Genomic DNA, 24,222 nt, shown 5'->3' on the forward strand with positions numbered 1-24,222 from the left:
ACCTCATCACGCGAAATTTTTTTTCTATGAACTCACAAGAACCTCGAAAACCAAGCTATTTAAATTTTAAAAAAGATGATTATGCATGGAAGCCAGATGTTGATTACCGAAAACATCCTGAAAAATACCGCGTGGGAAGAGGAGAGCAGGGTGTACTGATCTGCGAACCTTACAAAAGTGAAATCGGAAAACACTGGCGCTTCAAAACAGAGGAAATTGCAAAGGAAAGTTCGGAAGCAATTTTTGCGATGTTTAAAAAATATGTTGAGGAAAAAGATTTTGTCGGTGCCGATATGTCGAGAAAATATCTGCAGATGGGATTTACGCGTGCGAGGCGCTATTTTAATTATAAAGGAGGAAAAAAATATGATCAGGAAAATGATTATCAGCAACTTGAGCGCGGTACCGGTGATCCTGAAAAAGCCAAAGCAGCAGCTATTTTTTTTAAAAAATGGAAGGAAGCCGAAGCACATGAAGAATACAGCGTGATGAAAAAAGAGTGGAAAAATACTTTAGGATAAGATCTGTGGCATAAGAATTGTTAAGAATTTTACCGACTATTAAAAATAATATAAGGGTACTTTATCAAAATATCTCCGGCAAAAGCTGGAGGTATTTTTTTTTTCAAATCATGTGATAAATAAAAAGCCCTCTCCGAAGAGAAGGCTAAAAACACAAATGATGAAAAAAAATTTGATTACGTTATGAACGTCTCAACAGTACAAATATACGCTGATAAATAAAGCTAAGTGTGTGCTTTGAATCATAGAAAATAAAATATATTACTTAATAGAGAATTTTTCGGTCTTTAATTCTTAAAAGTTTCTGGCGCTCCATTTTTTTGATGGTTCTTATCGTAGTTTCTACGCAAAGTCCGGTGAGCGATGCAAGCTGCTGGCGTGTGAAAGGTAATGTAAAAGAAAAAGGTTTCTCGTGGCCCTGTTCTTTTTTCAGCATCTGCAGAATTTCCTGTAATCTTTCTGATGCATTTCTGCATGAGATTTTACGCATGAGTATGGATTTGCTGTACATACTTCCGGAGATTTTTGAACTCATAAACCGGAACATCCCCGGAACTTCATCAAGCATTCGGAAAAAATTTTCTTTATTCAGTTTCAAAACTGAACATACCGTAAGCGCTTCCGCATTTACGGGATATTTCTGATCGACGAAAAGCATTCATTTTGCCAAAGGATCTCCCGCAGCGTAAATATTCTGGATAAACTCTTTGCCTTCATCATCATAATTATTCAATTTAATCTCGCCCCTGATGATTTGGTAATAATAATTTGCGGAGGTGTCTTCCTCAAAAATAAAATCACCGGGCTGGTAAAAGTTTTCGGTAGCGCCGTGTTTCCGGAGCAGTTGTTCTTGGATAAGCACAGTCGTTTTTTTTTGGTTCGGTTTAAAGGGCTTTAAGATAATTCACAAAACCGAATTATTTTAAAGTCTATTAAAGTTATGCAAATCAAATTATTAGTAAACATTACCTGGGTCATATCGTGAGTTATATCCAACAAAATAACATTTATTAACACATGTCTTTTTTCTAATGTGCGATGTGACCCGCATCATAAGAAGAAAGGGATGCAGTTCGGTATTTTTGAGTACACCTAAATATTTATTATGGAAAATACACCGAAAAAGAAGAACCGTCCCCACATTCTGGTTATCATTTTATTCTCACTTATTCCGCTCACCGTAATCACCTATTTTATTCTGCAGATCATCTTCCCAAATCTGTTTAATACCATGCCGACGGGCGAAGTGCAAGTTGTGCGGCCAGACCGATAAATAAAAAAAAGAGCAAAACATAAGTTTTGCTCTTTCTGTTTCTGCTACAAATGCAGAAAACGTTGCAATATCAACCTCATCAATTCAATTTATTTTTCAAAAATCAGCCGTCCGTCCTGCGGTTCAGAAAAACAGACAAACATACTTTCGTTCAGTCTTCTTATCGGAACCTGTACCACTTCATATTCTCCGGCCTCATTCTTCTTTTCAACGATCAGGTTGCTTCCCTGGCCGATTTCCTGTATTTTAAATTCTATGTGATAATCATCAAAATCACTTTTTACAAACTGCTCTTTTCTAAATTCTATTGTAGACATATTTCCGTTTTAATGACTGCCAGATTAAGTAATTGCTGATTATTCAGCCGCTTCAAGATTAATCTCAGAAACCGCGAGTTTGGTTAAAAGAACATCACAGTTTTTTTCTTCGGCCAGAGTTTCCTGAAGCAGTTTCATCGCTTCTTTCTCGCCCAGATGTTTGCAGTACGTCGCCATCGTGCCGTACGAAGCAATCTCATAATGTTCGACTTTTTGCGCTGCAGCAATGATTGCAGCATCAGGAACTGCTCCAGGCTCAGTTTCCTTCATGATTTCTTCGCCTTCTTTGATGAGACCTTCCATCGCTTCGCATTTTACTGCTTTTGCTTTCTCGCCCAAAGCTTCAAAAACAGATTCCAGACGTGTAATCTGTGTGTCGGTTTCGGTTTTGTGGTTGGCAATGGCTTCCTGAAGTTTTGGTGATGTGACATTTTTTTCCATCTTCACTAAAGCTTTCGAAAGATGGGTTTCTGCCCAGTATAAATCTTTGAGTCCGTCTATTAAAAATTCTCTCAAATTTTCTGCAGCATCAGACGATGCTTTTACGGTGCCTTTCGGTTCCGTTTTGTTTGTTTTGCTTTCCATTTTAATTTTTTTGGTTTGATTGTATTGCGATAGTATCAAAAATAAAGCCATTTAATTCAATTATATTTGTCTATTTGATCGATATGATTGAGATCATATTGGGTTTAAATTGGTTTTTTTGCATTTTAAAAAAATTAATATCTGTCTGTAAAAAAGTTCAGACTTTTTAAACCTAAAATCAAAGGTTATAAAGGTTGCATCCGCTTCATTTTGTACCTTCGTGGCTTACCATTAAAATCATTTTCATGCGGGAGGTAATCGGGATTGACATTGGAGGTTCACACATCACACTGGCAAAAGTTGATACAGACAAAAAAGTTCTGGATCACAGCCAGTATATCCGCCGAAACGTTGATTCTTTCGGAGCCAGAGAAGAAATTATTTCGGGCTGGGTTTCGGCGATGGAAGAGCTTATATTGGCGTCAGACAGAGATTCTGTGCTGCTGGGAATTGCGATGCCCGGACCGTTTGATTACCCGAATGGCGTTGCCAAAATGCTTCAGGGAAAATTTATCGAACTGTACGATTTCGATATTAAAACAGAACTCGCTTCAAGGCTTTCTCTTAAAAATTCTCAGATTCATTTCGTAAATGATGCTGCCGCGTTTCTCGAAGGCGAGGTTTTTTCCGGATGTGCTCAAAATAAAGATAAGGTTTTCGGAATCACGCTGGGCACCGGACTTGGAACCACATTTTACCAAAACGGCGAAGCAACCGATGAAGATCTCTGGGACACGCCTTTTCGCGAATCGATTTCTGAAGAATATCTGACGACACGCTGGTTTACCAAACGGTATCATGAACTGACAGGCAAACAGATATCCGGGACAAAAGATCTTTTTGAGGAACCGAAAAATATCCAGACGCAGATATTTGATGAATTCGGACAGTCTTTAGGAGAATTTATTGCAAAATATGTCGCTGCGTATCAACCAACTTTACTCATTCTCGGCGGAAATATCGCCAAAGCTTTTGCTGATTTTGAATCTTCGTTGAAAAAAGTTCTGGATGATAATCAGATCAAAATGCAGATTTGCCTTTCAGAAATTTTTGAGGACGCTGCCATTCTCGGCGCAGCAAGTTCTGCGATGAAAAAATCTATTTAAGCTAAAACCATTTAAACCAAAAAAATATGAATTCTGATAAACATAATATTTTCAAAAAAACTGCGGAGAAACTGGAAGAACAAGGATTTACTGTAGTAGAAAAAGATGATTCTAGGCCTTGGGGCGGCTTTTTTGTAATCGATGAAAAGCAGGCGCAACGTTTTGCTGATTTATATTTTCAGGGAATTGCTATCGATGACCTGAAAATCTCAGGAAAACTGAGCCCGAAAATTCTTTTGGTGGCGCCAAATGCGCGTTTGAGCTGGCAGTATCATCACCGACGCGCCGAAATCTGGCAGGTTGTCGACGGAACGGTAGGAATTGTGCGAAGTGAAAATGATGAGGAAGGGGAACTAAAACTGTATAAGCCAAACGATCAGGTTCGTCTTCTGCAGGGAGAGCGTCACCGTCTGATCGGATTGGAAAACTGGGGAACCGTAGCGGAAATCTGGCTGCACACCGACCCTGAAAATCCTTCCGATGAAGACGATATCGTGCGTGTGCAGGATGATTATTCAAGAAAATAATTTACAGTCTGCTTGAGAATGCGGGCCCTGCCAAAGAGTGAATGTAATCTTTTGCCAAGTTGTAGGTTCCATATTTTAAAGAAGAACAGAATGATTAGAATCATAAGAATAATCTGAGTCTTAAACTATCTTGTTAGATATTAATAAAGAAACATAATTCTTTATCACAAATATTGAAGCAGGAATTTTATGGATGAAAATATTTTAGGAACAGTCGCCGGAATTCTTACATCAATTGCCGCCATGCCGCAGCTGATCAAAGTTTTGAAGAGCAAAAATGTAGACGATTTATCCTGGCATATGATCGCGATCTTGGTTACCGGACTGTCACTTTGGGTTTGGTACGGAATGATCAAAAATGAGCTGCCGATTATCATATCAAACGGTTTTGCCGTGGCGGTGAATCTCTCGCTGCTGATCTGCTATTTTAAATTCCGGAATAATAAATAGCATTTTACCTGCATGATTCTTGAATTTCATAAATCAGGTTTTACGGTGTTTTTTTCTGCTAAAAAAGACGGCAGCAAAAAGTTTTTTTGTACTTTAGAGTACCCAAATCATTCTATATGAAATTAAAACAAGATCTTCTGCAGGATTCAGAAGTCTCTGCATCTGAGATTTTCCGAAACGATATTTTAACCGGATTGCGCAGCCAGCCAAAGAAATTATCTTCAAAATATTTTTACGATAAACACGGCGACCGCCTTTTTCAGGAAATCATGGCGATGCCCGAATATTATCTCACGCCGTGTGAGCTTGATATTTTCCAAAATAAAACTTCAGAAATCATCAGGCTGATCGCGCCGGAAAACGAACCATTTGATCTGATCGAGTTGGGCGCCGGCGACGCAATGAAATCTACTTTCCTTCTGGAAAAACTTTTAAAGGAAAACAAAGAATTCTCTTATATGCCGATTGATATTTCCGGGAATATACTTTCGGTCTTGCATGAAACTCTAAGTGAAAAACTGCCGCAGCTCGATATTCAGCTTCTGGAAGGCGATTATTTTGAAATGCTTAAAAAAGCAGAAGCCGTTTCGTCACGAAGAAAAGTGGTGCTTTTTCTGGGTGGAAACATCGGAAATATGGAGCCGCAGGAAGCGCTTGATTTCTGCAAAGCCATTTACGGTTCGCTGTCAAAAGGCGATATGCTTTTGGTTGGTTTTGATCTGAAAAAAAATCCGAGAATAATTCTTGATGCGTATAACGACGCTGCGGGAATTACCGCCTCATTCAATTTGAATCTTTTGAAAAGAATCAACCGTGAGCTGTACGCTGATTTTGATGTCAATCACTACGAGCATTATCAAACCTATAATCCGGTTGACGGCGCGTGCAGAAGTTATCTCGTAAGCCTGTATGAGCAGCAGATCATGATCGATGGCGAGGTAATTGATTTTGAAGAGAACGAACTGATTCATATGGAGATTTCGCAGAAATTCTCACACAAAGAAGTTTTGGAACTGGCAAAAAATTCAGGTTTTAAAGTTTTGGGCGAAATTTCAGACTCCAAAAACTGGTTTATCGATTCTGTCTGGAAAGTTTAATTTTAAATCAATCACACATGGAAATGCTTTCTCAAACCCAAAATAAAACGCTTCTCGATCAATATTTAAAGATCAGGCAACATTCGGTTTTCATCTGTGAACCTTTGGAAATTGAAGATTATGTGGTGCAACCGATTGTGGATGTGAGTCCGCCGAAATGGCATCTTGGCCACACGACCTGGTTTTTTGAAACCTTTATTCTGAGCCCAAATTTCCCGGATTATAAAGTTTTTGATGCGCAGTATAATTTCGTGTTCAACAGTTATTACGAAACAATTGGAGCGCGTGTAATCCGTACCGACCGAGGAAATCTGAGCAGGCCTTCTGTCGCCGATGTTTACCGTTACCGTGAATATGTGGATGAGCATATGAAGCTGTTTTTGCAGAGTCATTTTTTCACAAAGGAACTTGAAACTTTGCTTGAATTAGGTTTAAACCACGAACAGCAGCATCAGGAACTATTGCTGACTGATATCAAATATATTTTGGGTCACAATCCTTTGTTTCCGGTTTATAAAAAAAATCATTCTGAGCCGTTAAAGCCTATTTTATGTGCTGAAATGATTTCTATTCCTGAAGGCGTTTACGAGATCGGTTTTGAAGGCGAAGGTTTCTGTTTTGATAACGAATTGGGCCGACATAAAGTCTACCTGCAAAATTTTGAAATCAGCAATTCTTTGGTTACAAACGGCGAATATCTAGAATTTATGCGCGATGGCGGTTATTCAGATTTCCGACACTGGCACGCTGAAGGCTGGGATTGGGTAAAAACTTCACAGGCGAAATCTCCTTTGTACTGGCACGAAATCGAAGGTGACTGGATGCTGTATAATTTGTCCGGTCTGCAAAAAGTTGATCCTGACGAGGCGCTTTGCCATATAAGTTTTTTCGAAGCATCCGCATTTGCTTCGTGGAAAGGTTTGCGTCTTCCAACCGAAGCAGAATGGGAAATTGCAAGTGATCATTTTGACTGGGGAAGTCGCTGGGAATGGACCGGAAGTTCGTATTTGCCTTATCCCGGCTTTAAAAAAGAAGCGGGCGCTGTGGGAGAATATAACGGAAAGTTCATGGTGAATCAGACTGTTTTGCGTGGTGCGTCGGTTGCCACTCCGAAAGATCACAGCCGGAAAACGTACCGGAATTTCTTCCCGACCAACCTTCAGTGGCAATTTACCGGGCTTCGTCTCGCGAAGTAAATTTCAGCTAAAATGAGTTTTAGATAATGGATTTTAATTTTGATGAAGAGATAACCGAACGCAGCGAAGATTCACTTAAATGGAATTCCGCAGGCAAAAACGTTTTGCCGATGTGGGTTGCCGAAATGGATTTTCGGCTTCCGGAATTTTTGAAGGAGGAACTTATCAGAAAAATATCCGCCGGATCTTTCGGTTATTTTAAACTTTCTGAAGAATTTTTTAAAGCTGTCCAATTCTGGTTACAATCTCATCATCAGCTTGATGTAGAAAAAGATTTTATATTGCCCGTTCCGGGTGTGATGTCGGCGGTCTCTGCGATTATCAACACGTTTACAGAAAGTGGGGATCAGATTATTATTCAGCCACCTGTTTACAATCATTTCTTTAACACCATAAAAAATTCGGAACGTGAGATTGTAGAGAATGAGTTGATTTTAAATGGAAATCAATACGAAATTGATTTTAAAGATCTGGAGACAAAAGCATCAGATCCTAAAGCCAAAATTCTTCTCATCTGCAATCCACAAAATCCTATCGGGAAAGTCTGGCGTCGTGAAACTCTGGAAAAAATTGCAGCAATATGCGAGAAAAATGATGTGATGTTGATTTCCGATGAAATTCACGCGGATCTTTCATTTAAAAAATACACGCCTTTTTATTCTGTAGCAACAGATTTTAATATTGAATTTTTCACCGTTCATTCGCCGTGCAAGGCTTTTAATTTTCCGGGATTGCCGATCGGTTATGTTCTTTCAAATGACAATCTGCAATTTTCTGCAATAGAAAAAATGCTTGAATCGCGGGAAAATATTTCAGTAAATACTCTTTCTGTGACAGCACTTGTCGCTTCTTACAATCACGGAGAGAAATGGCTTGATAAAGTTAAAAATTACATCCACGCGAATTATTTATTTCTAAATAATTTCATTAAAAATCATCTGCCACAAATTGGAGTTTTGCCTTTAGAAGCTACTTATCTCGTCTGGCTCGACTGCCGGAAACTGAATTTAAATTCTGATGAAATCACAGAAAAGCTTTTAAAAAATCATCACTTACTGCTAAATTCAGGCTCGATGTACGGTAAATCGGGTGACGGTTTTCTTCGGATAAACATTGCCTGCACAAGAAAAAATTTAGAAACCGGACTTTCACAACTGCGCGAATTTGTTAATGATTTATCTTAACATTCACTTTAAATTTATGATAATCTGTAAATAATTATTTATGCACAGTCTAAATTGAATGGCTGTGGCAGATTTTAATGCATAAAGACGACTCCCTGTAATTTTACTTAAAATTTGGTCGAAAAATTGCATAAGACAATTTACTAATCTGCGATGTATAAAAACTAACAATATGGATATTTCTTTCTACGAATTCAGCAATCTTCCGGATGAAATTCAGTACAGTATCGTATTGGATAAAGGAAGAGTGATTACCGACAGCATTAATAACGGCTCCAGATACGTTTTGTATGAGCTTTCTACCTTTTCTGTTGAACTTATTTACAATCTAAACCGCGACAAGATTTCAGGTAAAAATATCTATCTGAACCGTGCTGCTTATGCTTTCTAAAGAACAAATATGATGTTCATAAACGGGCTGAAACAAGTCTTTTTATGAGAATCAGATGTAAACCGATGGGTAGGGAAAATTAAGTTTTATCTTTGCCCATCATTTTTTTTAATATCAATTGAATGCAATTTTATACTAAAATTTTTGCTGCGTGCGGCGTTTTTGTACTGATGTCTGCCGCAAACGCGCAAGAATTGCGAACCATCAGCGGTACCGTAAAAGATCAGAAAACGGGCGAACTGCTTTTGGGTGTTTCTGTAAAAATCGTTGAGCAACCTGCGATCAGCATTTCTGCAAACGAATACGGTTATTATTCTGTAACGCTTTCGTCGGGAGATTATACCGTAGCTGTTGATTATGCAGGATATCTTCCGTACCGGAAAAAGGTGTCGCTTCAGGATAATTTAAAATTAGATGTAATGCTTTCGCCTCAAAACGACCGGGTTGCTTCAATTGACGAAGTCGTTGTTTCTGGCGTACGTAAAGATAAAAATCTGAGTTCAGCACAGATGGGAACCGAAACTTTAAGTATAAAAAGCATTGAGAAACTTCCCGTTATTTTTGGTGAAAAAGACGTTTTGAAAACCATTCAGCTATTGCCGGGAGTGAAGAGTACCGGTGAAGGCAGCAGCGGTTTCAGCGTTCGTGGTGGTGCACCAGATCAGAATTTAATTTTGCTGGATGAAGCACCGGTTTATAATGCTTCGCATCTCCTAGGATTTTTCTCGACATTCAACAGTGATGCTTTAAAAGACGCGAGCATTATTAAAGGAAACAGTCCGGCGCAATATGGCGGGCGGCTTTCCTCGGTTTTGGATGTGCGGATGAAAGACGGCAACAATCAGGATTATAAAGTAAACGGCGGAATTGGTTTGATCAGCAGCCGACTGAGTGTAGAAGGGCCAGTGCAGAAAGAAAAATCTTCTTTCATCGTTTCCGGAAGACGTACCTACGCTGATGCTTTTCTGAAAGCGACTAAAGATCTTAAAGATTCTAAACTGTATTTTTACGATTTAAATCTGAAATCCAACTATCAGATCAACGAAAACAACCGACTGTATCTTTCGGGATATTTCGGGCGTGATGTACTCGGTTTGGGAAAAACTTTTGCAACCGACTGGGGAAATACAACCGCGACACTCCGCTGGAACAGCATTGTGAGCAGTACTTTATTTTCAAATACATCATTTATTTACAGTAACTACGATTATAACGTGAGTCTGAAAAGCAACGATAATGTTTTCGGGCTCGATTCTAAAATCCGCGACTGGAATTTCAAACAGGATTTCTCATGGTTTGCAGGAAACAATCATTCGGTGAAATTTGGCCTGCAGTCTATTTATCACAGCATTACACCTAGCACTGCTTCGGGTACAAGTCGGAGCACATATCCAAGAAACACAAGATATTCTCTGGAAAATGCGTTTTATATAAATGATGATTTTAAGGTTAATGAAAAACTGACTTTTAATTATGGTTTAAGACTTTCTGCGTTTACGGTTTTGGGAGGCGATACGTACAACATCTATGAAAACGGTCTGCTGACAGAAAGCCGTGCATTGGAAAAAGGTGATTTCGGTAAAACCTATTACAATCTGGAGCCGCGAATTACCGGAAACTACCGAATCGATGAAGTGAGTAGTGTGAAAGCGGGATATGCGAGAAACACGCAGAATCTGCATTTGCTCGGAAACAGCAGCGCAGGAAATCCGACCGATCAGTGGATTGCGAGTTCGTATACTGTAAAGCCGGAAATAGCCGATCAGATCAGCGCTGGATACAGCCGGAATTTTAATAATAATAATTACGAAATCAATACCGAAGTTTATTACAAATCGCTTCAAAACCAGATCGATTTTAAAAATGGAGCTGAAATCGTTTTTGATTCGGCAGCCGATATTGAAAGTCAGTTGCTTTTTGGTAAAGGACGTGCTTACGGTCTTGAAATTTTAGCCAAAAAGAAAAACGGAAAACTTACCGGCTGGATTTCTTACACGCTATCTAAAACCGAAAGAAAAATCGACGGCATCAACAATAATGAATGGTACAATGCGAGAATCGACCGAACGCATGATATTTCGGTGGTTGCGATGTATGATCTGAATATGAAATGGTCACTTTCAGGACTATTCGTGTACAGCACGGGGAATGCCGTGACATTCCCAACCGGAAAATATGAGTTGAACGGCCAGACGATATTCCAGTACAGCAGCCGAAATGCAGACAGAATGCCGGCGTATCACCGTCTGGATCTCAGTGCAACCTACGATCCGAAAAAAAATAAAAGGTACCAAAGTTCGTGGTCATTTGGTGTGTATAATGTATACGGCAGAGAAAATGCCTATGCGATTACGTTTGAAGACAATCCCGACAAACCTGGTACCACGCGTGCGTTACAGACCTCACTTTTCAGATTTGTACCGAATGTGACCTATAATTTTAAATTTTAAATATGAAAAAGTTTTTTTTCCTCTACATATTTTTCTTTTTGATCAACTCGTGTGAAAAGGAAATTGATCTCGATCTCGATGATATAAGCGGGGATCTTGTTATCGAAGGAAATCTTTCAGATCAAGCCGGTCCGCACACGGTAAAAATAACGCAGTCTGTTCCTTTCACGGCTCAAAATCAGTATCCGTTTGTCAGCGATGCAGTGGTTACCGTTTCTGATGATATCGGTCAGACGGAAACTTTGCAGTATGCAGGAAACGGAGAATACAAAACGGCAAACTTTACGACTTCCCCAGGGAAATTGTATACATTAAATATAAAAGCAAAGGGCAAAGAATATACGGCACAGAGCAGAATGCCACAGCCTGTAAGTTTCGACGGTCTCGATCAGGATTCTTTCTTCATCGGTGGAGAGCCCACGTATACGCTGCTTCCGCTGTTTACCGATCCGCAGGAATTTGGTAACCGGTATTTATTTAGTCTGACGATTAATAACAATCCGAAAAAAACGTTGCAGACATTTTCTGATAATTTTAATAACGGAATTCTTAATCAACGGCCATTAATTTTGCCGAATAATGACGCCAATCCAAATGATCAGAAAGTGAAAGTGGGTGATCTTATCCATGTGGAAATGCAATGCATCGACGCGTCGATTTTTACATTTTACAATGCACTTTTACAGATTTCCGGAAATGGCGGTCCCGGTGGTGGAATCACACCGACAAACCCGCCAAGCAATATTTCAAATGGTGCGCTGGGTTATTTTTCTGCACATACTTCAAGAAAGCAAAGCATTGTGATTCAGTGATTTATTTCATATACAGACGCATGCGCGTGTCGTATTCAGGTTTTTGCTTGAGCAGTTTTAAAATCTTTTCATCATCCGGATTATTGACGCGGTAAAATATAATTTTATCAGCAGAATATTTAAAGTACGGATGATTTTTAAGCCATTCTTCAGGCGCCGTTTTCAGAGAATGTCTTTCTACTTTAGAATTATCAAGAGGCGCGATTGCCAGAAGTTTCTGCACCAGATCTTTATCGATATTATAGGTGTCGAGAATCTGATTTTTATTCATAAATCCGCCCAGTTTTTTTCTGAAACCGATGATCGAACCGGCACTTCGCTCATCCAGACCAAATTCTATCAGCTGTTTAAATGTAATGGTATTTAAATCGGTTTTCGAAAAATCGGTTTGTGCATTTTTTATTTCCGGTTTCTTTTCCGCTACATTTTTATTCATGGTCGATTCATTCAGACGGATAAATGGTTTCAGCTCTTCAAACTTTTCCGGTGAAATCACGAAACAGCTTTTAATGTCATCTAAAGTTTTAAAACTTCCACGCAGATTTTTATCACGATAATTAACAATGACAGCCGCCTGCTTTTCAGAAAATCCCAGATTCATCCAGCCTTTCTGATCGAGCACATTTGGATCAAACGCTGATTGCACCGTTTTAGATTTTACAAAACTGCTTTCCTTACTGTATTTTTTGAAATCTTCAGGTGTTTTCTCTCTAAGCAAAACACTGGCTTCCATCTGTTGCCAGTCTTCGCTGCTGATAATGAAACATTCTCTGAGTTTTTCTTTGCTTACAAAACTACCGCCTAGATAATTTTTATATTTTAAAATTGCCGCTACCTGTTTTTCAGAATAACCCATTTTTTGCCAGTCGCTTTGTGAAAGCTTATCCGGATTAAATTTTCCCGGAATTCTCAGCTTACCTGATGATTCTGGATTATAATTCGCAAAACTGGTTTTTAACGTACTATTACTAAAAAGCATCAAAGGTTCGAGCTCACGGAATTTTTCATCGCTGATGACGTAGCATTTTTTGATCTGCTCTTTCGATGTAAATTCGCCACCGACTATTTCCTTATATTTTAAAATAGTCGATGACTGCTTTTCACTGAAACCCAGATTTTTCCAGCCTTCTGCGTCAAGACTGTTTGGATTAAATTCAGAAAGAGTAGGAGAATTTCCGCTTTCGGAAATGAATTTAACGGTAGAAAAATCATCGTTTTCTTTGCCTGCAATATTCTTGACAGCGAGAAGACACGCAAGCACAATTGCAAGACCTGCCATTCTTTGATAATAAATTTTTTTCATCGTTTTTAATTTTATTTAAAAGTATGAAAGAAATCTGTTATCCGTAAGAATAATACCCAAAAATTAAACTGTACGCTGTCTGTGCAGGTAAATAAAGGTGAATATGTTGAGTGTTAATGCTGCTTTTACGAAAATGTTGGTTTCAACAAAAAACGAAAAAAGTAATAAGCAGAATGAAATTATGATCATCGCTGCGAGCATTTTTTTCTTCATAATCTTATTCTTCAGGTTTGTCGGCGAGAGAATCTTTAAGTTTTAATAATTCAGCTTTTACAAACTCCAGCCTGTCGATCAACGTTACCGTTTCCGAAATTCTGCTGTTGGTGGTAAGTGCGATTTTGGCACCGTCGAGCGTGTAGCCTTTTTCCTTCACGAGATGATAAATAATCTGCAGATTTTTGATGTCTTCCGGCGTAAAATAACGGTTTCCCTTTTTGTTTTTTTTCGGTTTAATTACCGGAAATTCGCCTTCCCAATATCGGATGAGTGATGCATTCACGTCGAATGCTCTGGCCACTTCGCCAATCGAATAGTAGAGTTTATCGGGTAAATTGAGTTTCATAAAATTGCAGATTCAGGAATCTTCAAAGATAATTTTTTTTGTGCCTTAATGCAAGTCTGGCCGTCGGTTGTATCTTTGCGCATGATGAAATTTAAACCGTTGATGACCGCTGTTGGTTTGGTTTTGGTTGCCATACAGTGCAAAACCATCAATAGCCAGACTATGATATTTGAAAATGAAGAACCGAAGCTGGTTTCCGATCAGTTTAAATTTACGGAAGGTCCGTCGGCAGATTCTGAAGGCAATGTGTATTTTACCGATCAGCCGAATGATAAAATTTATGTTTGGGACTGGAAAACCAATGCTGTGACAGAATTTATGAATAAAACCGGCCGAGCCAACGGAACTTATTTTGATAAAGAAAACCGTTTGCTGACGTGCTCAGATGAGAAAGGTGAAATCTGGCGGATTTCAAAAGATCAGTCTGTGGAAGTTCTGATGCAGGGTTTTAAAGGAAAAAGATTGAATGGCCCGAATGACTTGTGGCTCGATCAGTTTGGCGGAATTTATTTTACTGATCCTTTGTACAGACGCGATTATTGGGTTGATTTTAAAGAAGAAATTCCGGAAAAAGATCTCTATTACCGTTTTAAAAATGGCGAAGTCATTAAAATTGAAACCTTCAAAGCGCCCAACGGTATTATCGGAAGCATTAAACAGAAAAAACTCTATGTTTCGGATATCGACGGCAAGAAAACCTATGTTTACGATATTCTAGGTGAAGGAAAACTTTCTGAAAAAAAACTGTTTTGCGAAATGGGAAGCGATGGAATGACGCTTGACGAACATGGAAATCTTTACTTAACAGGTGATGGTATAACTGTTTTTAATGCCAAAGGTGAGAAAATAAAACACATCAATATTCCGGAAGAATGGACTGGTAATGTGACTTTCGGTGGAGAAAAAGGAAATATTCTTTTTATCACCGCCTCCAAATCAGTATACACGGTAAAAACGAATACAAAGAGAATGAAATAAATTTCAGACTGAGATTCATTATCAGTCTAAAGACGATATCTTAGCCTTGTTTTTATTTAATAAGCCACTTCCATTTTCACTTTCTTGCCTTTCAGCTTTTCGGTGCTTAATTTTTTCAGTAAATCTTTGACTTTTTTTCTTGAAACAGCAACGTAAGAAGTTGTGTCTTTTACTTCAATAAGACCTAAATCTTCTTTTTCCAGTTCACCTTTTTTGATTAAATATCCTACGATATCCACTTTGTTTACCTTGTCTTTTTTTCCGGCGCTGATGTAAACGGTTTGGAAAGGGGAGTTTTCCGGGACTTTAGAAAATTCAGTCACCGATTCTTCAGGCGTGTCTTTTTTGATGAACGGAAATTTTTCTTCAGCCGTCATAATGAGATAAACCGAACCTTTCGCATTCATTCTTGCGGTTCGTCCGTTCCGGTGGATAAAAGCATCTTCGGTGGTCGGCAGCTGATAATGAACGATCGATTCAACTTCCGGAACATCAAGACCTCTCGCCGCCAAATCAGTTGTGATTAAAACCTTCGCCGTATCGTTTCTGAATTTCAGCAGTGCACGCTCTCTTTCATCCTGTTCCATCCCGCCGTGAAAGGTCTCTCTGTCGATTCCTTTTTCACCTAAAAGATCAGAAATGCGGTCAACAGCTTCTCTGTGATTGCAGAAAATCAGTGTTCTTTTATTTCCTATTTTACAGATCAGATGAAATAAAGTATCCAGTTTTTCTTCAGAAGTCGTCATTACTTTTCTCAACTGAATATCAGGTTTATTTTCACCTAATTTCAGGAAATCAACAATTTTTTCATCTTTCAGACCTGTGAATTTCGGTATTTCGTTCATCGATGTCGCCGAAGTCAGAATTCTCTGGTAAAGATTGTACATGTTTTCGATAATATATTCCATATCATCATGAAAACCAAGCTCTAAAGCTTTGTCAAACTCATCAAGAACGAGATTTTTAATGGTCTTCACATCAAGATTTTTATTTATCATGTGGTATGCGATTCTTCCCGGAGTCCCGATCAATACAGCAGGAGCTTCCTTAAGATTGTTCATTTCAATCTTTTTATCGTGACCACCATAGCAAACCGTTACTTTAAAATCTGTTCCCATCGATTTGAAAACCTGCTCAATCTGCAGAGCCAGTTCTCTTGCCGGAACCACAATTAAAGCCTGAATTCCTGTCGCTTCTTTCTTCAGATTTCTTAGAACGGGAAACAGAAAAGCCAGTGTTTTCCCAGAACCGGTAGGAGAAAGTAAAACAACATCTGTATTGTTTTCCGTTGTTTTATAAGTAGATTTCTGCATCTGATTCATATCCTGAATCTGCAGTTTTTTGTAGATCGCTTCCAATTCCATGCGGCAAAGGTAGGAGATTTAGAGGAAAATTTGTTCTCACTTAATGATTAAGCAATCGTAACCTCATACTAAACTGAAGTAAAGTACTGAAAGATAGTGAATTGTACTTGATTCGCTGTTCGTAATGATTGATTTTCTTATCATAGCTGTTGGTTTCAGTATCAGAAAAAACCGGGGACTGCACACTACATTTTTCTGTCATTCTAATTATTTTAAAGAAATTTGCAGAACCAACAACCAAACACTAAAATCCACATTCCATGTCTCCCGAAAAAAGAAAACTCGTCACCGACAGCTTCGCAAAATCTGAAACACTGCAATTCTACAAAGCAGAAATCGTTTCCATGGAAAAAGATTTTATCTCCATTAAAGTTCCGAAAATGCAGCTGATGACACGCACTGCAGGAATGTTCAACGGGGCGATGATTGCCTCACTGGTCGATGCTTCATCGGGTTATGCCGCGGTCACGCATTACGAAAACGACTGTTATGTAGTGACGGTCGAACTGAAAGTAAATTATCTGCGGCCTGCAGTTGGCGAAGCATTGCTGTCAAAATCTTACGTCATTAAAGGCGGAAAAAAGATCAGCACCATCCGCACAGAAATCTATACCGTTAATAACGAAAATCAGGAGGAAACCCATGTTGCGACCTCGCTGGTAACGATGATGAGAATTAAATAAAACATGAGATATTCCATTTTCTTTCTGGAATATCTTTTGTACACAGATCAATCTAAAAATAATAAACTATGAATCTTATTTTCCGACTTCTCATCACCGCAATTGTCGCGATTTTATTAACCAGAATTCTTTCAGGAGTACACTTTGACAGTTTCGGAACGGCAATCATTTTTGCCATCGTCCTGTCGCTTCTGAATTTAATCGTAAAACCTGTGCTAAGCCTTTTTGGTTTGCCTTTAACGATCATCACGCTGGGATTTTTCTCGCTCGTCATTAATGCTTTGATTATTCTGCTTGCCGATTATTTTATCGACAGCATGCAGGTAGACGGCTTCTGGTGGGCATTTATCTTCAGTATTCTACTGTCTTTCATCACGTCGCTCGCAAACTCTATGTTGAATGACTGATCATACACACCATTATAAAACAAAATTGCCAATCGTGAAGACTGGCAATTTTTTTTGTGATAAATCTTTTATTATCTAATTCTAAACAAGATTTTAGAAGTCATCATAGCGTTGAAATGTAATCGTATTTACATAAATTTGAATTTCTTAAATTATCAACAGCAGAGTTTTAGTATTAAACTCCGAAACTTTACCGTAAAGCAAAACAATATGAAACTAAAATACAGCCTGCTCGCTTTGGCAGCGCCTTTTGTAATGAATGCACAACAACTGATGACACCCGAGATTCTCTGGACTTTAAAAAAAGTGGGAGTTCAGGCGGTTTCTCCAGACCAGTCTTCACTGATTTATAAAGTCGGACAGGTTGATCTTAAAACCGAGAAAACAAAGAACGAAAGTTTTTTTCTTAATGTGTCGAATAACCAGACTTCTAAAATTGATTTGGGTAAAAAATCACTTATTCAGTGGGATAAAAACGGCTTATATGCGCAGGAAGGCGACAAGATTTTCCTGTCAAAAGACAGCGGGAAAACATGGACAGAATTTTACACGATCGGTGAAGCTGATAACATCGTAATTTCTCCGGACGGAAAGAAAATTGCCTTCAGCAAACAGGTTTTGGTGGAAAAAATAATGGGAAAAGACAAATATTCCGACACTCCCAAAACAACTGCACAGATTTATACAGATTTGAATCACAGACACTGGGATTACTTTAATGAAGGAAAATACAATCACGTTTTTGTGGTAAACACCTCTTCAAACGTTGATTCTGCGAAAGATTTACTGGAAGGAAAAATGTGGGATTCTCCGCAGCGACCATTCGGTGGCGCGGAAGATTTTATTTTCAGTCCGGATTCTGCTCAGCTTTTATACGTTACAAAACCAAAAAGTGGAAAAGAATATTCTACAAGCACCAACACCGATATTTTTGCGTATGATTTGGCCTCAGGAACGACTAAAAATTTAACTGAAACCAATAAAGGTTATGATCTAAATCCAAAATTCAGTCCGGATGGGAAATCTTTGGTTTGGCAAAGTATGGAGCGCGACGGTTTTGAAGCAGATAAAAACGACATTAAACTGATGGACTGGAAGTCTGGTAAAACTTCAAATCTTACAAAGGCGTGGGACGAATCTGTGACAGGAGATGTTTTCTGGAGCGGCGATTCAAAATCGATTTATTTTACAGCGGCTTTCAGAGGAACAAAACAGCTTTTTTCTTTAAATCCTAAAGATTCAAAAGTTCAGCAGATTACCAAAGGTGATTTTGATGTGAATGAAATTTTTGCAGACCAGAAATCTTCATTATTAGTTTCGAAAACAGACATCAACCACGCATCAGAAATTTTTTCGGTTAACCTTAAAAATGGAGAATTAAAGCAGATTACCGAAGCCAATAAAGAGATGTATTCTAAATTGACTTTAGGGAAATCGGAACTGAAAATGGTAAAAACAACCGACGGAAAAGAAATGGGCGTGTGGTTTCATTATCCGCCCGACTTTGATCCGAATAAAAAATATCCCACTTTAGTCTATTGTCAGGGCGGTCCGCAATCTGCTTTAACGCAATTTTTCAGCACCAGATGGAATTTTGCTTTAATGGCTGCCAACGGCTACATCGTTGTTGCACCAAACCGCCGCGGAATGCCGGGTTGGGGAACACAATGGAACGAAGCAATCTCGAAGGACTGGGGCGGGCAGCCGATTAAAGATTATTTGTCGGCAACAGATTTCGCAAAAACATTACCGTATGTTGATGGTGAAAGAGTGGCTGCAGTTGGCGCGAGCTACGGTGGTTACAGCGTTTTCATGCTGGCTGGAGTTCACAACAACAGATTCAAAACGTTCATCGCGCACGACGGATTGTTTGATATGAAATCGTGGTATTTAACAACCGAAGAACTTTGGTTTGCCAACTGGGATTTGGGTTCACCGTGGGAAAAGCCTTTGCCCAAAGCGTATACTGATTTTAATCCGAGCAATTTTGTAGATAAATGGAACAAACCTATTATGATTTTTCAGGGTGGAATTGATTACAGAGTTCCGTACGAACAGGGTCAGGAAGCTTTTCAGGCTGCTAAGCTGAGAGGTTTGAAATCAAAATTTGTGTATTTCCCGAACGAAAACCATTGGGTTCTTCAACCTCAGAACGGTTTGGTTTGGCAGAGAGAATTTTTTGACTGGCTGAAAGAAACTTTGTAAAAATTCCCCTCCATTGGAGGGGTGGCAAAAATTTGAAAAATTTTTGACGGAGTGGTTAATAAAAACGACAGATTATCAGAATAATTTATCACTAAAAGCGGGCAGCAGTCCGCTTTTTTATTGCTTTAAACTGACTTTTTTTAAGCAAAATCTTTATCTTTAAATCATGGAAAACAGGATTTCATCTTTCCCGCCGATTATTGACAGCGATTCTAAAATTCTGATTTTAGGTTCAATTCCCGGCGGAAAATCCTTGGAAAAACAGCAGTATTACGCACATCCACAGAATAAATTCTGGAAAATTATTTTTAAAATTTTTAATGAAGAATTTACAGATGACTACATTGAAAAAATTAATATTTTAAAAAATCATCATATTGCACTTTGGGACGTCATCGATTCCTGCGAGCGGAAGGGAAGCTTGGATTCTGAAATCAAAAACGAAGAAGCAAACCAGATCGAAGAACTTTTAGATAAGCATACAAATATTAAAGCCATCTTTTGCAACGGCGGAAAATCATTTAAAAATGCACAAAAAATTTTAGGAAAAGACTCTAAAATTCCGGTATTTTTACTGCCGTCTACGAGTCCGCTACACACGATTTCTTTTGAAAGAAAACTGGAGGATTGGAGAATAATTAAAAAATATTTATGAAAAAATTACTGACCACTTTTTTACTGCTTTACAGCCTGGCGATTTTCTCACAGACGTATCATTTTGATTATTATCTCTACTACAAAAGCGAATTGACCCGAAACCATAATACCGATACAAGGGATTATCAGTTCCTAGTAGATTCAAAAGCTCACGCATACGAAATGAAATTTCGATATGAAAACAAAAAAACAACGGCAACGATTGTGGATTATGATAAAGAAATCACACATTTCTTCAATGTGAAAAACATATCCTTTCCTTTGAAGAATGAACATTTTGAGTATTTGTATTCTGTAAAAATACAAAGTGTGAAAAAACAGTTTGAGGAAGATTTTAACCGCAGATTTTTTTCATCAGAGCTGATTTCGCAACAAGATGGTTTGTTCGAGTATTCAATTAAGGAATTTAGAAATAAAAGAATGAAAAATCCTTCCTCAAAAGCAAGGGTAGAATTTGCAAAATTTGATGCCGACCTTTCTTCTTTTGTTTTGAATAAACTTTTTGATTACCAAGAGATTTATAAAAAGCTTGATTTTAAAGAAAATTATATTGTAAAAAGCGCTACAAATAAATTCGATGGTGCGGTAGTGAGTTACAAACTGGAAGCGGTCGAACCGCAAAATCTTGACTTAATTATTTCTAAGGATCAATTAAAATTTTAATAAAAAGCAGGAGATTATCCTGCTTTTCTTTTATCTTTTTCCTATTTAGCCACCACATAAATCTCTTCATACGGCTGTATCAAAACCCAGCCGTTTCCAGAAAATTTCATCTGAAATTCTTCACCGCTTCCGCGTCCCATGAGACTTTTAAAAGAAACATTGGTTTTCAGATCCGGACTGAGATTTCCAGACCAAGCAACCGTGGCATTGGGATCTGTAAAAACCGGTGTATCGGGCGTTACCATTAAGGTAAGCGGCTCGCCATGCGTGGTGATCGCAATGTGACCTGTCCCGGAAAGTTTTACCTGAAAAAGACCGCCGGACATCATTCCTGCAATGCTTTTAAGCATCGTGATGTCGCTTTTAATGCTTTGTTCGTGCGCTAGAACATCGTTTCCGTTCACAAAAAGCGTTTCGTTATTCAGATAGAGAATTCTTACTTTTTTGCCGGAATCGGCCACATACAATTTTCCGGTTCCCTCGGCTTTCATCAACCGTGAACCTTCGCCGCTGATTGCCTTTTTAATTAAATTTCCGATTCCGCCGGAGAGCATTCCCTGTCTTTCGAAGTTGATGTTTCCTACATAACCGACCATACTTCCGGTTTTTGTCCAGACCGCCTGACTGTTGAGGTTGATTTCTAAAAGTGCCGGTTTTTCAAGTTCAAAATAATCTCTTTCTAATGGATTTTCTTTGGTTTCTTTTACAAATTCTTCTAAAGAATATTTACTCATAGCAATTGTTTTGTCATCCCGAAAATACTGTTATTATCTTTCTTTTGTATGACTTTAAAATTAACTTTTGTAAAGTTGTAGAAAGCAGCACATTAAAACTTAGCACTTGACAAAGGCTTTTCTATGTCGTATATTTGCAACTCTAAAAATTACATTCCGTAGTTTTTATAATTTTTAAACCGTAATTTAAAAAAATGAAGACATCTGATTTCAATTTTGACCTTCCTGAAGAACTTTTGGCAGAACATCCTTCCGAGCATCGCGACGAAGCGAGACTGATGGTTCTTGACAGAAAGACGCAAACCATAGAACATAAATTATTCAAAGACGTTGTCGATTATTTCGACGAGAAGGATCTTTTCATCTTCAACAATACCAAGGTTTTTCCGGCGCGTTTGTACGGAAATAAAGAAAAAACAGGGGCGAAAATTGAGGTTTTCCTTTTGAGAGAACTAGATAAAGAAACACGTGTTTGGGATGTTTTGGTGGATCCGGCAAGAAAAATCAGAATCGGTAATAAACTGTTTTTCACAGAAGACGAGTCTTTGGTGGCTGAGGTTATTGACAATACGACTTCAAGAGGAAGAACATTGAGATTCCTTTTTGACGGTTCGTATGAAGAATTCAGATCAAAACTGAAAGATTTGGGCGAAACACCGCTTCCAAAATATATTAAAAGAGAAGTTGAGCCGGAAGATGCCGAAAGATATCAGACGATTTATGCGAAAATAGAAGGCGCCGTTGCGGCACCGACGGCTGGTCTGCATTTCTCAAAACATCTGATGAAAAGACTGGAAATAAAAGGGATCGATTTTGCTGAAGTGACACTGCACGTAGGTTTGGGAACTTTTAACCCAATCGAAGTGGAAGATCTTTCAAAGCATAAAATGGAATCTGAAGAGATCATCATCGATGCGAAAAATGCTGAAATCATCAATAAAGCCGTGGAAGAAAACAGACGCGTTTGCGCTGTGGGAACTACGACTATGAGAGCGATTGAGACTTCTGTTTCTTCAAACAAGAAGATTTCAGAATTCCGTGGCTGGACTAATAAATTTATCTATCCGCCGCATGATTTCGGAGTTGCCAATACAATGATTACCAATTTCCATACGCCAAAATCGACGCTTCTGATGATGATTGCCGCTTTTGCAGGAAAAGATTTTATTATGCATGCGTACGAAGAAGCGGTGAAAGAAAAATACAAATTCTACTCGTACGGCGACGCGATGCTGATTATATAATATTATAAGTAAAAACAGCCAGGTTAAAAGTAAAAGTTTCAAAATAAAACGGAACGGTTTACTTTTCATGACATTTACTTTCGGAGTCAATTGTCTGAAGTTTTTAAGAAAACTTCCAAATGATTCTGAAAGTAAATTAATACGATTCTAGGATCAGAAAATCAGCAACCTCTGTCGGCGCACATTATGAAGAATAGCAGGCAGGATCATCAAAGGCGGATTTTAAAAATAAAGTATAAATTGCTTTGAGAGAAGCTCGTAAGAGTAATTATTGGCTTCTTGTTCTTAAAGATTTAGACAGTTTTGATTCTGACGATTTTAATATTTTGCTTAGAGAAAGCAGTGAACTGAAAAATATTTTAGCCGCGATTGTTAACAATACAAAATGTAAACTTTTAATTTAGTCCTGGACTTGTTTCTTTTACCTTGACTCTTACATAAATGAAAGACATCCGCACTTTATCACTCGATCAGCTTAAAGATTATTTTGCATCTTTGGGCGAAAAACCCTTCCGGGCGAAGCAGGTTTACGATTGGCTGTGGAGTAAAAATCTCCACTCGATTGATGAGATGACAAATCTTTCAAAAACCCTTCGCGACCGCATTTCTGAAGAGTACGTGATTAATCCGGTTTCTGTAGATCTGCTTCAGAAAAGCAAAGACGGAACCATTAAAAACGGCGTAAAACTACACGATGGATTGCTCGTAGAATCTGTTTTAATTCCAACAGAATCAAGAACGACGGCTTGCGTTTCTTCGCAGGTTGGATGTTCATTAAACTGCGAATTTTGTGCTACCGCAAGGTTGAAAAGGATGCGGAATCTTGAAGTTGCAGAGATTGTAGATCAGGTCGCTTTGATCGACAGCCAGAGCAAAATGTATTTCGACAGACCGCTTTCCAATATCGTGTTTATGGGAATGGGCGAGCCGATGATGAATTACAAAAACGTCGTTGAAGCCATCCGAAAAATCACCCAGCCGGAAGGTTTAGGCATGTCGGCGCGCAGAATCACGGTTTCCACCTCTGGAATTCCAAAGATGATCAAAATGCTTGCTGATGAAGAGCTTAAAGTAAAACTGGCGCTCTCCTTACATTCTGCGATCGAGAAAAAACGGAACGAAATTATGCCGTTTTCGGATAAATTTCCACTGACTGATATCATGGAGTCCCTTCAATACTGGTACAAAAAAACCGGCTCAGTAATTACTTTTGAATACTGCGTGTGGAAGGATATTAATGACGGCGATGAAGATATTAAAGCGTTAATAAAATTCTGTAAACAGATTCCTTCTAAAGTGAATCTGATCCAGTACAACCCAATCGGTGACGGAAAATACGACCAATGCAACAAGCAGGCAGAGGAAAACTATGTCCGCCAACTTGAACACGCCGGAATCACAGTTTTGATTCGTCGCAGCCGTGGCGGAGACATTGATGCCGCATGCGGTCAGCTTGCCAACAAAACTGCGGAATAGATTCTCTCTTCAACGGCAAAATTCAAAAATATATATT

General features: G+C 38.6%; 27 protein-coding genes. 19 read left to right on the top strand and 8 right to left on the bottom strand.

From position 1 onward, the window contains the following. Positions 1-26 precede the first annotated feature (26 nt). Positions 27-521, top strand: coding sequence for a DUF4385 domain-containing protein (locus ASG01_RS14835; protein WP_055865447.1), 495 nt, complete (start codon positions 27-29; stop codon positions 519-521). 265 nt (positions 522-786) lie between these two features. Here the strand turns inward: ASG01_RS14835 and ASG01_RS14840 are convergent, their stop codons facing one another. Continuing rightward, a complete protein-coding gene (locus ASG01_RS14840) occupies positions 787-1,179 on the bottom strand; it encodes a Crp/Fnr family transcriptional regulator (protein WP_055865450.1) in 393 nt (130 codons plus the stop codon). Next, a complete protein-coding gene (locus tag ASG01_RS14845) occupies positions 1,180-1,383 on the bottom strand; it encodes a cyclic nucleotide-binding domain-containing protein (RefSeq protein ID WP_055865453.1) in 204 nt (67 codons plus the stop codon). A gap of 243 nt (positions 1,384-1,626) precedes the next feature. On the opposite strand from ASG01_RS14845, the gene ASG01_RS16045 reads away from it, so the two are divergent. Beyond that, the gene (locus ASG01_RS16045; RefSeq protein ID WP_157844206.1) at positions 1,627-1,794 is read left to right on the top strand and encodes a hypothetical protein; all 168 of its coding nucleotides are present in this window, start codon (positions 1,627-1,629) and stop codon (positions 1,792-1,794) included. A gap of 89 nt (positions 1,795-1,883) precedes the next feature. Here ASG01_RS16045 and ASG01_RS14850 read toward each other — a convergent pair whose 3' ends face one another. Both ASG01_RS14850 and ASG01_RS14855 read right to left on the bottom strand, forming a co-directional pair. Continuing rightward, positions 1,884-2,111: a hypothetical protein gene (locus ASG01_RS14850; protein WP_055865457.1), complete on the bottom strand. Its 228-nt coding sequence runs from the start codon at positions 2,109-2,111 to the stop codon at positions 1,884-1,886. 39 nt (positions 2,112-2,150) lie between these two features. Next, complete coding sequence (locus ASG01_RS14855) at positions 2,151-2,696, bottom strand: ferritin-like domain-containing protein (RefSeq protein ID WP_055865586.1); 546 nt, start codon at positions 2,694-2,696, stop codon at positions 2,151-2,153. 245 nt (positions 2,697-2,941) lie between these two features. Between ASG01_RS14855 and ASG01_RS14860 the strand changes: the two genes are divergently transcribed. The 9 genes from ASG01_RS14860 to ASG01_RS14900 all read left to right on the top strand — a co-directional run bounded on the left by ASG01_RS14860 (position 2,942) and on the right by ASG01_RS14900 (position 11,909). Next, on the top strand, positions 2,942-3,802 hold the full coding sequence (locus ASG01_RS14860; RefSeq protein WP_055865459.1) for an ROK family protein: 861 nt from the start codon (positions 2,942-2,944) through the stop codon (positions 3,800-3,802). A 26-nt stretch (positions 3,803-3,828) separates the two neighbouring features. Next, on the top strand, positions 3,829-4,329 hold the full coding sequence (locus ASG01_RS14865; RefSeq protein WP_055865462.1) for a phosphoheptose isomerase: 501 nt from the start codon (positions 3,829-3,831) through the stop codon (positions 4,327-4,329). Between the two features lie 189 nt (positions 4,330-4,518). Beyond that, positions 4,519-4,779 carry a SemiSWEET transporter gene (locus ASG01_RS14870; RefSeq protein WP_055865464.1) on the top strand — a complete coding sequence of 87 codons (261 nt, stop codon included), beginning with the start codon at positions 4,519-4,521 and terminating at the stop codon, positions 4,777-4,779. Between the two features lie 116 nt (positions 4,780-4,895). After that, positions 4,896-5,876: an L-histidine N(alpha)-methyltransferase gene (egtD, locus tag ASG01_RS14875; protein ID WP_055865467.1), complete on the top strand. Its 981-nt coding sequence runs from the start codon at positions 4,896-4,898 to the stop codon at positions 5,874-5,876. A gap of 17 nt (positions 5,877-5,893) precedes the next feature. Beyond that, positions 5,894-7,072: an ergothioneine biosynthesis protein EgtB gene (egtB, locus tag ASG01_RS14880; RefSeq protein ID WP_055865470.1), complete on the top strand. Its 1,179-nt coding sequence runs from the start codon at positions 5,894-5,896 to the stop codon at positions 7,070-7,072. A 26-nt stretch (positions 7,073-7,098) separates the two neighbouring features. Beyond that, positions 7,099-8,256 (top strand): MalY/PatB family protein, encoded by a 1,158-nt coding sequence (locus ASG01_RS14885; RefSeq protein WP_055865472.1) that lies wholly within the window; start codon positions 7,099-7,101, stop codon positions 8,254-8,256. A 172-nt stretch (positions 8,257-8,428) separates the two neighbouring features. Continuing rightward, on the top strand, positions 8,429-8,647 hold the full coding sequence (locus ASG01_RS14890; RefSeq protein WP_055865475.1) for a hypothetical protein: 219 nt from the start codon (positions 8,429-8,431) through the stop codon (positions 8,645-8,647). 122 nt (positions 8,648-8,769) lie between these two features. Then, the gene (locus tag ASG01_RS14895; RefSeq protein ID WP_082498398.1) at positions 8,770-11,097 is read left to right on the top strand and encodes a TonB-dependent receptor domain-containing protein; all 2,328 of its coding nucleotides are present in this window, start codon (positions 8,770-8,772) and stop codon (positions 11,095-11,097) included. Positions 11,098-11,099: 2 nt separating this feature from the next. Next, positions 11,100-11,909: a DUF4249 domain-containing protein gene (locus ASG01_RS14900; RefSeq protein ID WP_055865478.1), complete on the top strand. Its 810-nt coding sequence runs from the start codon at positions 11,100-11,102 to the stop codon at positions 11,907-11,909. Between the two features lies 1 nt (position 11,910). Here the strand turns inward: ASG01_RS14900 and ASG01_RS14905 are convergent, their stop codons facing one another. Both ASG01_RS14905 and ASG01_RS14910 read right to left on the bottom strand, forming a co-directional pair. Further along, entirely contained in the window at positions 11,911-13,212 is a 1,302-nt protein-coding gene (locus tag ASG01_RS14905; RefSeq protein ID WP_055865480.1) for a helix-hairpin-helix domain-containing protein, read from the bottom strand. 217 nt (positions 13,213-13,429) lie between these two features. Then, positions 13,430-13,774 (bottom strand): MerR family transcriptional regulator, encoded by a 345-nt coding sequence (locus tag ASG01_RS14910; RefSeq protein ID WP_055865484.1) that lies wholly within the window; start codon positions 13,772-13,774, stop codon positions 13,430-13,432. Positions 13,775-13,855: 81 nt separating this feature from the next. Here ASG01_RS14910 and ASG01_RS14915 point away from each other — a divergent pair, with 81 nt between their 5' ends. Further along, positions 13,856-14,752 (top strand): SMP-30/gluconolactonase/LRE family protein, encoded by an 897-nt coding sequence (locus tag ASG01_RS14915; RefSeq protein ID WP_117613470.1) that lies wholly within the window; start codon positions 13,856-13,858, stop codon positions 14,750-14,752. A 56-nt stretch (positions 14,753-14,808) separates the two neighbouring features. On the opposite strand, the gene ASG01_RS14920 is transcribed toward ASG01_RS14915, so the two are convergent. Then, positions 14,809-16,116: a DEAD/DEAH box helicase gene (locus ASG01_RS14920; RefSeq protein ID WP_055865486.1), complete on the bottom strand. Its 1,308-nt coding sequence runs from the start codon at positions 16,114-16,116 to the stop codon at positions 14,809-14,811. A gap of 260 nt (positions 16,117-16,376) precedes the next feature. Between ASG01_RS14920 and ASG01_RS14925 the strand changes: the two genes are divergently transcribed. From ASG01_RS14925 to ASG01_RS14945, 5 genes are all read left to right on the top strand, one after another. Beyond that, positions 16,377-16,799 (top strand): PaaI family thioesterase, encoded by a 423-nt coding sequence (locus ASG01_RS14925; RefSeq protein ID WP_055865489.1) that lies wholly within the window; start codon positions 16,377-16,379, stop codon positions 16,797-16,799. A 68-nt stretch (positions 16,800-16,867) separates the two neighbouring features. Continuing rightward, positions 16,868-17,206 (top strand): phage holin family protein, encoded by a 339-nt coding sequence (locus ASG01_RS14930; RefSeq protein ID WP_055865491.1) that lies wholly within the window; start codon positions 16,868-16,870, stop codon positions 17,204-17,206. A gap of 210 nt (positions 17,207-17,416) precedes the next feature. Next, entirely contained in the window at positions 17,417-19,411 is a 1,995-nt protein-coding gene (locus tag ASG01_RS14935) for a S9 family peptidase (RefSeq protein ID WP_055865494.1), read from the top strand. Between the two features lie 166 nt (positions 19,412-19,577). Beyond that, on the top strand, positions 19,578-20,066 hold the full coding sequence (locus ASG01_RS14940) for a DNA-deoxyinosine glycosylase (protein WP_055865496.1): 489 nt from the start codon (positions 19,578-19,580) through the stop codon (positions 20,064-20,066). After that, entirely contained in the window at positions 20,063-20,731 is a 669-nt protein-coding gene (locus ASG01_RS14945; RefSeq protein ID WP_055865499.1) for a hypothetical protein, read from the top strand. The genes ASG01_RS14940 and ASG01_RS14945 overlap by 4 nt, the downstream gene beginning before the upstream one ends. Positions 20,732-20,772: 41 nt before the next feature. Here ASG01_RS14945 and ASG01_RS14950 read toward each other — a convergent pair whose 3' ends face one another. After that, the gene (locus tag ASG01_RS14950) at positions 20,773-21,465 is read right to left on the bottom strand and encodes an AIM24 family protein (RefSeq protein WP_055865502.1); all 693 of its coding nucleotides are present in this window, start codon (positions 21,463-21,465) and stop codon (positions 20,773-20,775) included. Positions 21,466-21,659: 194 nt separating this feature from the next. Here ASG01_RS14950 and queA point away from each other — a divergent pair, with 194 nt between their 5' ends. Together queA and rlmN are read left to right on the top strand one after the other, a co-directional pair. Next, positions 21,660-22,709 (top strand): tRNA preQ1(34) S-adenosylmethionine ribosyltransferase-isomerase QueA, encoded by a 1,050-nt coding sequence (queA, locus tag ASG01_RS14955; protein WP_055865505.1) that lies wholly within the window; start codon positions 21,660-21,662, stop codon positions 22,707-22,709. Between the two features lie 441 nt (positions 22,710-23,150). Then, positions 23,151-24,185, top strand: a complete 1,035-nt coding sequence (gene rlmN, locus ASG01_RS14965; protein ID WP_055865507.1) for a 23S rRNA (adenine(2503)-C(2))-methyltransferase RlmN — start codon at positions 23,151-23,153, stop codon at positions 24,183-24,185. Positions 24,186-24,222: the final 37 nt, after the last annotated feature.

The organism is Chryseobacterium sp. Leaf180, from assembly GCF_001424585.1.
In the GTDB taxonomy this organism is placed as follows: domain Bacteria; phylum Bacteroidota; class Bacteroidia; order Flavobacteriales; family Weeksellaceae; genus Chryseobacterium.

Coding starts and splice junctions, on each gene's coding strand:
- rlmN (WP_055865507.1), top strand. CDS start 23,151: ATGAAAGACATCCGCACTTTATCACTCGATCAGCTTAAAGATTATTTT.
- ASG01_RS14855 (WP_055865586.1), bottom strand. CDS start 2,696: ATGGAAAGCAAAACAAACAAAACGGAACCGAAAGGCACCGTAAAAGCA.
- ASG01_RS14920 (WP_055865486.1), bottom strand. CDS start 16,116: ATGGAATTGGAAGCGATCTACAAAAAACTGCAGATTCAGGATATGAAT.
- ASG01_RS14870 (WP_055865464.1), top strand. CDS start 4,519: ATGGATGAAAATATTTTAGGAACAGTCGCCGGAATTCTTACATCAATT.
- ASG01_RS14940 (WP_055865496.1), top strand. CDS start 19,578: ATGGAAAACAGGATTTCATCTTTCCCGCCGATTATTGACAGCGATTCT.
- ASG01_RS14935 (WP_055865494.1), top strand. CDS start 17,417: ATGAAACTAAAATACAGCCTGCTCGCTTTGGCAGCGCCTTTTGTAATG.
- ASG01_RS14900 (WP_055865478.1), top strand. CDS start 11,100: ATGAAAAAGTTTTTTTTCCTCTACATATTTTTCTTTTTGATCAACTCG.
- ASG01_RS14930 (WP_055865491.1), top strand. CDS start 16,868: ATGAATCTTATTTTCCGACTTCTCATCACCGCAATTGTCGCGATTTTA.
- ASG01_RS14950 (WP_055865502.1), bottom strand. CDS start 21,465: ATGAGTAAATATTCTTTAGAAGAATTTGTAAAAGAAACCAAAGAAAAT.
- ASG01_RS16045 (WP_157844206.1), top strand. CDS start 1,627: ATGGAAAATACACCGAAAAAGAAGAACCGTCCCCACATTCTGGTTATC.
- ASG01_RS14860 (WP_055865459.1), top strand. CDS start 2,942: ATGCGGGAGGTAATCGGGATTGACATTGGAGGTTCACACATCACACTG.
- ASG01_RS14895 (WP_082498398.1), top strand. CDS start 8,770: ATGCAATTTTATACTAAAATTTTTGCTGCGTGCGGCGTTTTTGTACTG.
- ASG01_RS14910 (WP_055865484.1), bottom strand. CDS start 13,774: ATGAAACTCAATTTACCCGATAAACTCTACTATTCGATTGGCGAAGTG.
- ASG01_RS14925 (WP_055865489.1), top strand. CDS start 16,377: ATGTCTCCCGAAAAAAGAAAACTCGTCACCGACAGCTTCGCAAAATCT.
- ASG01_RS14840 (WP_055865450.1), bottom strand. CDS start 1,179: ATGCTTTTCGTCGATCAGAAATATCCCGTAAATGCGGAAGCGCTTACG.
- ASG01_RS14905 (WP_055865480.1), bottom strand. CDS start 13,212: ATGAAAAAAATTTATTATCAAAGAATGGCAGGTCTTGCAATTGTGCTT.
- egtD (WP_055865467.1), top strand. CDS start 4,896: ATGAAATTAAAACAAGATCTTCTGCAGGATTCAGAAGTCTCTGCATCT.
- egtB (WP_055865470.1), top strand. CDS start 5,894: ATGGAAATGCTTTCTCAAACCCAAAATAAAACGCTTCTCGATCAATAT.
- ASG01_RS14850 (WP_055865457.1), bottom strand. CDS start 2,111: ATGTCTACAATAGAATTTAGAAAAGAGCAGTTTGTAAAAAGTGATTTT.
- ASG01_RS14885 (WP_055865472.1), top strand. CDS start 7,099: ATGGATTTTAATTTTGATGAAGAGATAACCGAACGCAGCGAAGATTCA.
- ASG01_RS14890 (WP_055865475.1), top strand. CDS start 8,429: ATGGATATTTCTTTCTACGAATTCAGCAATCTTCCGGATGAAATTCAG.
- queA (WP_055865505.1), top strand. CDS start 21,660: ATGAAGACATCTGATTTCAATTTTGACCTTCCTGAAGAACTTTTGGCA.
- ASG01_RS14865 (WP_055865462.1), top strand. CDS start 3,829: ATGAATTCTGATAAACATAATATTTTCAAAAAAACTGCGGAGAAACTG.
- ASG01_RS14945 (WP_055865499.1), top strand. CDS start 20,063: ATGAAAAAATTACTGACCACTTTTTTACTGCTTTACAGCCTGGCGATT.
- ASG01_RS14835 (WP_055865447.1), top strand. CDS start 27: ATGAACTCACAAGAACCTCGAAAACCAAGCTATTTAAATTTTAAAAAA.
- ASG01_RS14915 (WP_117613470.1), top strand. CDS start 13,856: ATGATGAAATTTAAACCGTTGATGACCGCTGTTGGTTTGGTTTTGGTT.